We start from the raw sequence: 9542 nt of genomic DNA on the forward strand, positions 1-9542 counted from the left end.
TTGCACTTTTCGTTGGTATTTATATGCGGTTTATTCGTCCAGGACATGTTGGCGAAGCATCGTTTATTGGTGTTGTTTTGGTTATTGCTGCTGTATTTGGCGGAGCTTGGGTTCAGCACTCTTCATGGGCACCCTATTTCACATTAAGTCGTACCCAATTAGACATTATGCTGCCAATATATGGGTTTATTGCTGCCGCGCTTCCTGTATGGCTCTTGTTAGCTCCACGTGATTATTTGAGCACTTATATGAAAATTGGTACTATTCTTGCTTTGGCTTTGGGAATTATCATTGTTCAACCAGAAATCCAGATGCCAGCTATCACTCCGTTTATTCATGGTGGCGGTCCTGTTGTTCCTGGTCCTGTATGGCCGTTTGTTTGTATCACAGTTGCCTGTGGGGCAATTTCTGGATTCCACACGGTTATTGCTACAGGTACAACTCCCAAAATGGTCACTAATGAAAGGGAAATACTACCCATCGGTTTTGGAGCAATGCTAGCTGAAACCTTTATTGCTCTTATGGCATTGATTGCAGCAACCAGTTTGATTCCTGCTGATTACTTTGCCATTAACAGTTCTCCAGAAGCATTTGCCAAACTGGGAATGGTTGTAGAGGAACTTCCTTGGTTATCACAAATGGTTGGTGAAGAGGTTGCCGGTCGCCCAGGCGGTGCAGTATCGCTTGCCGTAGGTATGGCACATATTTTCGCCAAAATTCCTGGATTAGAAAGCTTCATGTCCTTCTTGTATCATTTTGCGATTATGTTTGAAGCGTTGTTCATTTTAACGATTATTGATGCCGGTACCCGGGTTGGTCGTTATATGTTGCAAGAAGTTGGCGGCATGATCTACAAACCGCTTGGTGACGTACATTGGACTCCTGGTATCGTCTTTACTAGTGCGTTAATTTCTTTTGCTTGGGGTTATCTAATCTTTGGTGGTTCAATTGCATCCATTTGGCCATTGTTCGGTTTATCTAACCAATTGCTTGCCAGCATGACATTAACCATTGGTACTACGATATTACTGCGGATGGGCAAAGGAAAATACTTGTGGGTTACCTTAGTGCCGCTTTGCTTTATGCTGGTTACAGCCCTGACTGCTGGTTTCTACAATATTTTTGAATTCTATTTGCCCAAAGGACAAATGCTGTTGGCTGGTTCCAGTGTGGTAATGATGGCGCTTATCGTATTTGTTATTTTTGATGCCGTAAAAGTTTGGTTAAAAATGAAACCTGCTCAAAGTAGTGTAGAAGAAACGATATAACTCCCAGGCTTATACAGGAATGTTTGCTGTATGAGCCTAGTTTCCACCCCAACCCGCTTGCCACTTAGGTGGTAGGCGGGTTTTGTTTTACCGATATGTAATTGTTATTGCTTGGGGAGGTTATTCGAAACGCAATGTCGAAAAGATTATGCTATTCACCAAAGCGCAATCGGGGGTTAATGTAATGGACAAACAAGCAAAATTATTACAAGAATATAACCGCGCGCGAATGAATGAAGAAGCGGTGAATGTCGAAAGAGTGCATTTTTATAAAACTGATCGAAGCATTAACCCTAAGCAGGAGGACCCTTTTTATATTTCCCTAGGAAAGCTGCCTATTTTGGTTTCAGCGCCACATGCGGTTAGATACTACCGGCAACGAAAAATTAGAATGTCCGATCAATTTACCGGCTCTATCGTGTATCTCCTACACCAATTAACAGATTGTCATGCCATTGCAGCAGCTAAGCTGTATGGCGGTGATCCTAACACCGATAACCCTTGCATCTATAAAAACAGAATTGCCGAAATTTGTGCCAGGCAAAAGGTGAAGCTGGTTCTAGACATTCACGGTGCTGCTCGCGAGCGGGAATTTGATGCTGACTTTGGCACAAATGGCGGTAAGACGGTTATACATAAGACCAGGATCATTGAAATACTAACACGCAACTTTTTGGATTTTGGACTAAGTCGAGTTACTAACGATCATGTTGGTATAATCGGAGCGAATGCTGTTACTGCGTATGTGGCACGCGAACTTGGAATACCTGTGGTACAAATCGAGATTAATAAACAATATCGAGTACCGGGGCAAAACCCTCATGGATTTCATCGGTTGTTAGCCGCGTTAGTTCAGAGCATCAAAGAGTTAGCGCAGTAGTGCCGTGGCTGAGATACCAACCATTACGCCTTCGCGGCCAAGGTCGTTAGCTAGTATTGCTGCTACGGAAGCTTGCCGCTATAATAAATAATGTCATTATAGTAGAAACTCTGAAGTTCGGCATGAGGGGGTGAAACTTTTTTATGCTGTTAGTTGAGGGATTGGCAAACAAGTCACTTGTCGAAGCTACCTCAGATGCTATTGTGAAACTAATTATTGATAATGAGTATAATGTTGGACAGAAGCTTCCTAATGAGTATAAGCTGTCGAAACTATTGGGTGTAAGCCGCAATACCGTCCGTGAAGCCATTCGGGCTTTGGTATCAAGAAATATTGTGGAAATCCGGCGAGGAGCAGGAACCTTCGTTTCGCAAAAAATGGGTATTGCTGATGATCCGTTGGGGCTTACCTTCATAAAAGATAAAGAAAAAGTCTTTTTAGATTTAATCCAGGTACGGTTTATGCTTGAACCGGCAATAGCTGCTTTAGCGGCGCAACATGCTACGGCTGAAGACATCGAAGTATTAGGACAGCTGTGTGACGAAGTGGAACAACAGCTATTAGCCGGAGAGAATCCCATTGATAAAGATATTGAATTTCATACGCAAATTGCGAAATGCAGTAAAAACACGGTAGTACCTAATTTAATCCCGATTATCAATGCGGCAATTACTGTGTTTACCAAAATTGAGGAAAATAAAATGGTAATGACAACCATTGAGCATCATCGCGAAATATTTGAAGCCATTAAAGCTCATAACCCCAATGATGCGCAAGATGCCATGCTGCTGCATCTAGCTTACAATCGAAACAAATTAAGAAAAAGTATGCGGCGTAAAGAAACCTCATTTCTCGAATAACACTGAGAAATGAGGTTTTATTTTTTATCCTAAGAGACATCCAATGTATTTTTGTGTCTGCATGTGAAAATTAAGGCGAGTTTTTCTGGTGAAAATAAATTTTCTTGTCGAATTTTTGAAAATTAGCAAAAAATATTGACAAAATGTACGCAAAAAGATACCCTAATAGTATAAAAGACATCCGATGTATTTGGGCTGGTAAAAAGAAGATGGAGGTGCTTGCCGAGTGAAGCAGAGGTATGATGTCATCATTATCGGGGCTGGAGTGGTAGGTTGTGCGGTGGCTAGAGAGTTTGCCCGATATCACTTAAAAATTGGCGTTTTGGAAAAGGAATTGGATGTAGGCTGCGAAACCAGTAGTAGAAACACAGGTGTGTTACATGCCGGTTTTACTTATAAACCCGGGTCCCTCAAAGCGCAATGCGCTGTGGAAGGCAATGCTGAATTTGATCAAGTTGCCGAGGAATTGGATGTACCGTTTAAGCGAACGGGTAAAGTGGTTGTTGGCTTTACTGAAAGTGACCGCCAAAGTCTGCTAAAATTTAAAGCCATTGGGGAAGCCAATGGCGTACCTGGGTTGGAAATCATCGACAAGCAAAGATTGGAAAAATTGGATTCAAGTGCGGGGGGAGAATTCGCCATGTACGCTCCCACATCCGGCATTTTAAATCCATTTATCTATACCATTGCGCTTGCCGAAAATGCCAAACAAAATGGGGTAGACTTCTATTTTGATAATGAAGTGCTTGGTATTCGAAGAGTAGATGACATGTATGAAATAACCACGAAACAGGCGGTGTATCAAACACGCTGGGTTGTCAATTGTGCTGGGCTGAACTCAGCTAAAATTTCAAGCATGTTAGGTATTGATGGTTATACGATTGCTGGTTTTAAAGGCGAGTATTTTGTATTAGATAAAAAAGCTGGACAGTATCTTAATATGCCCGTGTATCCGGCACCGGGACCGACAGGCGGTTTTGCGACCCATGCTACACCGACGGTGGATGGCAATGTTTTGGTTGGTCCAAGCTCAGAACTTGTTGACGATTTTGAAGACTATAGCGTGACTCCGGTAGTAATGGAAAATTTGATTACAGATGGCGTTAAAATGTTTAAGCACATGAAACGGGAATATTTTATCCGCAACTTTGCCGGGATTCGTCCCAAACTTATCGATAAAGAGACCCGGCAAGTTTTAGACTTTGTAGTAGAAGCCAGAGAAGAAGCCCCCAATACCATTAATTTGGTAGGTATTGAATCACCTGGTCTGACTTGTGCTTTGCCCCTGGCCAGAAGGGCTGTAGCACTTATGCGTAGGAAAGAAACATTAATACCTAATGAAACCTTTAATCCCAGAAGAAAAGGTATTCTATGTTTTGCCGCACAAAGTCATGAGGTACAAAAAGAATTAATTGCTAAAGATCCGAATTATGGCGAAATCGTTTGCCGTTGCGAAACGGTGACTAAAGCAGAAATATTGGAAGCCGTTCATAATTGTCTAGGGGTACATACGGTGGTGGGGATAAAAAATCGGACCCGTGCTACCATGGGACGGTGTCAGGGTGGTTATTGTGAAACCCGAATTGCCGAAATTATTCAACAAGAATTGGGCAAACAACCAAACGAAATTATTTACGGAAGACCTGGTTCGAACATGTTTACCGGGAGAGTGAGGGAGTAATGGCTGTGGTAGATAAAGATGTTGTCATCGTAGGCGGTGGACCGGCTGGACTGGCGGCGGCAGTCCAATTGAAAAAACATGGGATTCACGATATTGTCATCCTGGAAAGAGAAAAACAGTTAGGTGGAATTTTGCGGCAATGCATCCATGATGGCTTTGGTCTTACTCGATTTAAACAAGCATTAAGCGGACCGGAATATTCAGCCCGATTTATCGATCAGATACATGAAATGGATATTGAATATATTACCGATACTACGGTTATTGATATTACCCCCGGAAAAAAAGTTATTGCTGCTTCCAAGCAAGGTTTACTAGAGTATCAGGCTAAAGCTGTTGTGTTAGCAATGGGCTGTAGGGAAAGGACCCGGGGAGCTATTAGCATTCCGGGGACAAGACCTGCTGGTATTTATAATGCAGGCGTTGCCCAGGCGTATATAAATTTACATAATATTATGGTGGGCAAAGAAATAGTTATTCTTGGTTCAGGCGATATTGGGATGATTATGGCTAGAAGACTGACCCTTGAGGGTGCCAAGGTTAAGGCGGTATTTGAAATACAGCCATATCCTAGTGGCCTGCCGAGAAATATCGAACAATGCTTAAATGACTATGGGATTCCGCTGTATTTGAGCCATACCATTACAAATATTAAGGGACATTCACGCCTAGAGGGCGTTACTGTATCGCAGGTTGATGAAAATCTAAAACCAATTCCTGGAACGGAAAAGGATTACGCCTGTGATACCCTAATTCTTTCTGTTGGCTTAATTCCTGAGAATGAACTGTCGTTAGCTTGTGGTGTTGAGCTTGACGGAAGAACCAAGGGGGCGATTGTTGATGAAAATTACCAGACGAGTGTTGCGGGAGTGTTTGCCGCAGGCAATGTATTACATGTGCATGATTTAGTGGATTTTGTATCTTTAGAAGCAGAAGCACTTGCCGACAGTGTCAAAAAATATATTACTGCAGGCAAGCTGACCGATTGTCAGATTACCATAGCGACTGACGACAATATAAGTCATACCATTCCGCAAAAGATCAGTGGGGATAAGGATGTGAAAATATCTCTGCGGGTAAGAAAACCTTTTAAGAATTGTACCATCGATGTCCTGCAGCAGGATGAGATAATTAAAACAATAAAACTGAAAAAAGCCATTCCGGCGGAAATGATTCAGTTTAAGCTGGAAAAAGCAGCGATAAAATCAACTGATACTATTAAGGTGGTGGTAAGATGAGAAAAGAGTACACTTGCATCATCTGCCCGAATGGCTGTGAACTGGAAGTTGAGATTGAAGGTGGCAAGATAATGTCCATAGCGGGAGCAGCCTGCAAAAAGGGTAAAGAATATGTCGAGCAGGAGTTAATTGACCCGCAAAGAAATATTGCCACATCGGTTTTAGTTGAAAATGGAGCTATCCCGCTGGTTAGTGTAAGGTTAACCAACCCCATTCCCAAAGCAAGAATTTTTGATGTAGTAAATGAAATCAAGAAGGTAAAATTAATGGCACCAGTAACACTGGGGCAGGTTATAATACAAAATGTACTGGGACTCAACAGTGATGTTATTGCCACAAAACACGTCGGAGTAAAATGAGCCTGGTAAGATAAGTTTGTTTGAGAGACTTTTTGTAGGTATATCAGCCGCAAAAAGTCTCCTTCATTTATAAAATAGCTAAGGAAGATATTGACAGCAGGAAACAACGAGTTATATTATATGTGTATATACACTTAACTATTGTTACAAGAAAGGCGCTTGTACCATGAAGCATATAACAGGAATTTACCCTAAGAGTCCTAGTCCGTGTTTGTGTCTTAATATCCGGAGGGCGTCCCGGGCTGTGACTGAGTTTTATGAAAAGGTTCTGGAACCAAGCGGGATTAAAATTACGCAGTATTCACTCTTAAGGCATCTTGAACAGACGGAGCCGGTTACCATCAGTGAACTGGCAAAAATCATGCGTATCGACCGAACTACCTTAAACCGGAATATGAAGCCGCTAATTGAGGAGGGTTTAATTGAAGTCAAAATTGGCGAAGATCTTCGTTCCCGGCAAGTATTGTTGACTCAGGCGGGAAAGTCGGCATTACAGAAAGCAACGCTTTTATGGGAAGAGGCGCAGGCTTCATTGAAGGAATATCTGGGAACTACAGAGGTAGACCATTTCAACTACTTGGTTTCAAAATTAGAATCACTGATGCCATAATTTTTTCAGCAAATAAGTGTATATACACTAATGGGGGAGTGGTGATTAATGGAAAGAGATATTCGCAAGTTCATCCTGGAGTTAGGCGTAGATGACGTGGGGTTTGCCGGTGTTGAGGATTATCAGAGCCCGAAGTCTTATGAGATTACAAAGTTCTTGCCTGAGGCAAAATCTATCATTGTCCTGGCTTTTAAAGCTCTGACAAATTGTGAAAGTCCCAGTATGAGTGCTGCCCAAAACGGTTATTTGGATTTAAACGCCTTTGCCAGGACTTGTAGCTACCGGATAGCGCGGCATTTGGAGAACAACTATCGCGCGAAAGTGGTTACCATGCCGATGGTCTATCCTTTTGAAATGCATAATGACCGCAAAGCAGTCGCTGATTTTTCTCAACGGCACGCAGCCGTTGCTGCCGGTTTAGGAGCCTTTGGACGGCATAATCTTGTTATTCATCCCCGGTTTGGTACTAGGGTTATTTTCACCAGTATGGTTACTAATCTTATGCTGCAACCATCTGGCAAATGTGAACAGGATTTTTGTACTCATTGTAATAGATGTGTCGAAACCTGCCCGGCAAGAGCCTTGGATGACGAAGGCAAGACTGATGTAATGAAATGCTTAGGCCATTCCCAGCCTTATGGTTTAATTGCTGATATTTCTTTTCAATTGCAGTTGCTAGGTAGTTCGCCGGAGAAACAAAAACAACTGCTGCTCGATGAGCAATATGCCCGCCTAAGACAAGCAGCACACTTAGGAAATCAGTATATGTGTTTTAACTGCTTAAAGAATTGTCCTATAGGATTATCGTAAGCCATTAAGCTAGTTTTACCCTTGGACTATCTGAATTGAACGAAAGGACTTGGCTTGCATGCCAAGTCCTTTCATATATGCAGTTAAGCTTTGCTACTAAAGTTTTCAGCCGTGATTAGATCAATCGTAGCGAAAAGGGGCTACATGGATTGAGTCTTGAACCTGTAGAGCTAGTGCTGAGATAAAGGTTGGTAGTTACCGTTTTCGTAGAATGTTAATGAAACATTATAAGAAGGTGGTTCGATTTATTTGTAGAAGTTATGATGTAATAGCTGTGGTATAATTTGTATACACTGGCAATATTTTAGCCGACTAGTGGCCTTGATGGAGAAGGGGGTAGCGTGAGATGAAAAAGATTGAAAATATAGCGTTTATTGGTCTTGGCGCTTTGGGGTGTGCTTATGCTGGTAAGTTACATGATTTGAATCCAAACGGGTTAAAAATCATAGCTAATGAAGCGCGAGCCAAGCGTTACCAAGCAGAAGGGTTTTTCATTAATGGCAAGCGGTATGATTTCAATTATGTATCGCCGGACGAACAAGGTGAGCCTGCTGACTTGATTATCGTTGTTGTTAAAGCCCATCAACTATCACAAGCTATAGCTGATATGAAAAATCAAGTCGGGGATAACACGGTGATTCTTTCTTTGTTAAATGGCATTACGAGTGAAGAGATAATCGGCAAGGAATACGGGATGGACAAAATGCTTTATGCAGTATCCTATGGACTTACGGCTAACAAAGAAGGAAATCATATTCGGTTCCCCAGTTATGGGAATATCGCTTTTGGTGAAAAGATTAATCATGAATATTCCGAGAAAGTACAAGCTGTAAAGGATCTTTTCGAGCGAGCCGGTATCCCTTACAGTATCCCGGAAAATATGTTGTATTCGCTGTGGTGGAAATTCATGTTCAATGTTGGCATCAACCAATGTTCGGCAGTTACGCGAGGGAGATTTGGGATTTTTCAGACAGACAAATCAGCCCAGGATCTGCTGACATCGGCCATGATGGAAGTGGTGCGGTTGTCGGAAAAGGTGGGAATAAACTTAACTTATGCAGATATTGAGAAATGGTATGAAATTTTATATTCGCTAAATCCTAACAGCCGAACTTCGATGCTGGAAGATATCGAATGTGGTCGCAAGACAGAGGTAGAAATATTTGGCGGCACGGTTTGTGAACTTGGGGAAAAGTACGGGGTAGATACTCCGATTAACAGGACATTGTATAATATCATAAAAGTCATTGAAGGCCAGTAAAAGCCCTTATGGCTTTTTACTGGCCTTATTGCTGTTAAGTGAACAGCAGAGAAGTCTATATTTTATGTAGTAGGTTTGTCGCTATTACAATGATTATTTTGTTTTGCAGGGGCTAGAATTCATGTTTTCCTGACCAGCCAAGACCCAAGAATCCTTTGGGTTTTTTTCGAAGTTTTTTGGTTACAACATCTCCCACCTGGATAGAGTTGCGTAAATTTTTACTGTCATCCTTGTCTTTGAACTTGGCAATACATAGGGTGTCCAGCACCTCGACAACCTCCAGCTCGCCGACATTCCGTTTGATTACAATAAGTTCGCCGGTAACAGGATGTTTCATGGCATTACTTGCTGCATTTACTTCGAAAATATCTCCTTTGTCTACATTATGATTTGTACCTAAGTCAATATAAAACTGGTTGCCTTCCACTTTAAGGACATAGCCCTGCAACGGAACAAATTTATAGATCTTGCGAATAGAATCATAGGCAGCTTCAGAAAGTGCGGCAGAGATATCGTCGTTATAATTGGTAATTGTTGACTGATCTGACCAGACAATGTGTCCGTTCTTGACATTG

General features: G+C 41.9%; 10 protein-coding genes. 9 read left to right on the forward strand and 1 reads right to left on the reverse strand.

Annotation, left to right across the window (positions count from 1 at the left end; translation table 11 throughout):
* The 9 genes from AC29Z1_RS08445 to AC29Z1_RS08485 all read left to right on the forward strand — a co-directional run.
* Positions 1-1268 (forward strand): carbon starvation CstA family protein (locus AC29Z1_RS08445; protein ID WP_488271016.1); only part of this gene is annotated, 1268 nt, incomplete at its 5' end.
* A gap of 82 nt (positions 1269-1350) precedes the next feature.
* The gene (locus tag AC29Z1_RS08450) at positions 1351-2148 is read left to right on the forward strand and encodes an N-formylglutamate amidohydrolase (RefSeq protein WP_488271017.1); all 798 of its coding nucleotides are present in this window, start codon (positions 1351-1353) and stop codon (positions 2146-2148) included.
* 143 nt (positions 2149-2291) lie between these two features.
* On the forward strand, positions 2292-3008 hold the full coding sequence (locus AC29Z1_RS08455; RefSeq protein WP_488271018.1) for a FadR/GntR family transcriptional regulator: 717 nt from the start codon (positions 2292-2294) through the stop codon (positions 3006-3008).
* A 226-nt stretch (positions 3009-3234) separates the two neighbouring features.
* Positions 3235-4689 carry an NAD(P)/FAD-dependent oxidoreductase gene (locus tag AC29Z1_RS08460; protein ID WP_488271019.1) on the forward strand — a complete coding sequence of 485 codons (1455 nt, stop codon included), beginning with the start codon at positions 3235-3237 and terminating at the stop codon, positions 4687-4689.
* Between the two features lie 5 nt (positions 4690-4694).
* Positions 4695-5927 (forward strand): NAD(P)/FAD-dependent oxidoreductase, encoded by a 1233-nt coding sequence (locus tag AC29Z1_RS08465; protein WP_488271020.1) that lies wholly within the window; start codon positions 4695-4697, stop codon positions 5925-5927.
* Positions 5924-6286 carry a DUF1667 domain-containing protein gene (locus AC29Z1_RS08470; protein ID WP_488271021.1) on the forward strand — a complete coding sequence of 121 codons (363 nt, stop codon included), beginning with the start codon at positions 5924-5926 and terminating at the stop codon, positions 6284-6286. The genes AC29Z1_RS08465 and AC29Z1_RS08470 overlap by 4 nt, the downstream gene beginning before the upstream one ends.
* Positions 6287-6530: 244 nt before the next feature.
* Entirely contained in the window at positions 6531-6896 is a 366-nt protein-coding gene (locus AC29Z1_RS08475; protein ID WP_488271022.1) for a MarR family winged helix-turn-helix transcriptional regulator, read from the forward strand.
* 48 nt (positions 6897-6944) lie between these two features.
* On the forward strand, positions 6945-7706 hold the full coding sequence (locus AC29Z1_RS08480; RefSeq protein ID WP_488271023.1) for a 4Fe-4S binding protein: 762 nt from the start codon (positions 6945-6947) through the stop codon (positions 7704-7706).
* A 346-nt stretch (positions 7707-8052) separates the two neighbouring features.
* Entirely contained in the window at positions 8053-8967 is a 915-nt protein-coding gene (locus AC29Z1_RS08485) for a ketopantoate reductase family protein (RefSeq protein WP_488271024.1), read from the forward strand.
* A gap of 112 nt (positions 8968-9079) precedes the next feature.
* On the opposite strand, the gene AC29Z1_RS08490 is transcribed toward AC29Z1_RS08485, so the two are convergent.
* Positions 9080-9542, reverse strand: a 463-nt coding sequence (locus AC29Z1_RS08490) for a FlgT C-terminal domain-containing protein (RefSeq protein WP_488271025.1), incomplete at its 5' end; no start/stop codon positions are given.

It is taken from the genome of Sporomusa sp., from assembly GCF_057736855.1.

Coding starts and splice junctions, on each gene's coding strand:
- AC29Z1_RS08455 (WP_488271018.1), top strand. CDS start 2,292: ATGCTGTTAGTTGAGGGATTGGCAAACAAGTCACTTGTCGAAGCTACC.
- AC29Z1_RS08480 (WP_488271023.1), top strand. CDS start 6,945: ATGGAAAGAGATATTCGCAAGTTCATCCTGGAGTTAGGCGTAGATGAC.
- AC29Z1_RS08485 (WP_488271024.1), top strand. CDS start 8,053: ATGAAAAAGATTGAAAATATAGCGTTTATTGGTCTTGGCGCTTTGGGG.
- AC29Z1_RS08470 (WP_488271021.1), top strand. CDS start 5,924: ATGAGAAAAGAGTACACTTGCATCATCTGCCCGAATGGCTGTGAACTG.